This window comes from Acidovorax sp. KPB24-03 (assembly GCF_057546605.1).
The window spans coordinates 1-1,418 of the sequence record NZ_BAAJYR010000644.1 but is presented as its reverse complement, the minus strand read 5'-3'; the positions used below and the strand labels follow the sequence as shown (position 1 = coordinate 1,418).

Sequence of the window (1,418 nt, the reverse complement as noted above, 5' to 3'; positions counted from 1 at the left end):
ACCATCGCTCCGCGCGACAGCGCACCGGGGCAGCCGCGCCTGCTCAGCCACTGCCGCGTGGCGGCCGGCACGGCCGATGCGTCGGTGGGCCCGGCGATGACCGCGGACCAATGCGCCCAGGCCATCGCCCATGGCGGTGCCATCGTGCGCCGTTTGCCGGGCAATGCCCTGCTGCTGGGCGAGATGGGCATCGGCAACACATCGGTCGCCTCGCTGCTGCTGTCGCGCCTGTGCGGCCTGCCGATCGGCGACTGCACGGGCGCGGGCACCGGCCTGGATGCCGAGGGCGTGGCGCGCAAGCGCGCGGTGCTGCAGCAGGCGCTGGAGGCCAATGCCGATGCCACCGAGCCCTTGCAGGCACTGGCCGCGCTGGGTGGGCTGGAGGTGGCCACCCTGGTGGGTGCGGTGCTGCAGGCCGCCAGCGAGCGCCGGGTGATCGTGGTGGACGGCTTCATCACCAGCGCGGCCGTGCTGGTGGCCAGCCGCCTGGCGCCCGCCGTGCTGGAGCGCTGCGTGTTCGCCCACCGATCGGGCGAGCGGGGCCACACGCTGCTGCTGGGCGAACTGCAGGCCGAGCCGCTACTGGACATGGGCCTGCGGCTGGGCGAGGGCTCGGGCGCTGCGCTGGCCTGGCCCCTGCTGCAATCGGCCTGCGCCGTGCTGCGCGAGATGGCGAGCTTCGAATCGGCGGGGGTCGCCGGCAAGGTGTGACCCGGGCGGCGCGCGTGCCGGAAAGCGTGCCCGGGCCTACCGGGCTGCGGGCCGGGCCAGCGCGACGAAGTTCTGCACGAAGGGCGAACGGTCGCCCTCGCGGTGGGCGACGGCCAGGCTCACCAGGGCCGACTGGCTGCTGAGCGACCGGTAGGCCACGCCCTTGAAGGCGAGGTGCCGCATGGAGGCGGGCACCAGTGCCACGCCCAGCTCGGCGGCGACCAGCGCGAGGATCGACACGATCTGCGGCGCCGTGGGGCCCAGCTGCGGCTCGAAGCCTGCCGCGCGGCAGGCGGCTACCGAGGCATCGAACAGGCTGGGGCCGAGCGGCCGGGGCGTGAGGATGAAGGGCTCGCCGCGCAACTTCAGCAGATCAATGCGCGGGCCCTTGCGCGAGGCGGCGTGGCTGGCCGGCAGCGCCACGATCAGCGGCTCGTCCGGATAGCGGTGAAAGTGCAGGCCCGTGGCGTCCAGGCCGTCCGGGCGCAGGATGGCGATGTCCAGCCGCCCGTCGCGCAGCCGCTCCACCAGGGTGAGGGAGTTGCCCTCGTCGATCCTGAGCTCCACCTGCGCGAACCCGCGGCGGTACGAGCGGATGGCCTGCACGACCACGGGATTGAGCGCGGACGAGCCGGTGAATCCCAGGTGCAGCACGCCCGCCTCGCCGCGCGCCGCCCGCTGCGCCGCCCGCACGGCGTCGAAGGTGC

Annotated in this window: 2 protein-coding genes; one reads left to right on the top strand and one right to left on the bottom strand. The window is 74.4% G+C overall.

Going from position 1 to position 1,418, the window contains the following annotated elements; all coding sequences use genetic code 11:
* A partial coding sequence (locus AC27KI_RS24805) for a nicotinate-nucleotide--dimethylbenzimidazole phosphoribosyltransferase (protein ID WP_487116441.1) occupies positions 1-711 on the top strand: 711 nt, incomplete at its 5' end.
* Between the two features lie 36 nt (positions 712-747).
* On the opposite strand, the gene AC27KI_RS24800 is transcribed toward AC27KI_RS24805, so the two are convergent.
* On the bottom strand, positions 748-1,418 hold a 671-nt coding region (locus tag AC27KI_RS24800), incomplete at its 5' end, for a LysR substrate-binding domain-containing protein (protein ID WP_487116439.1).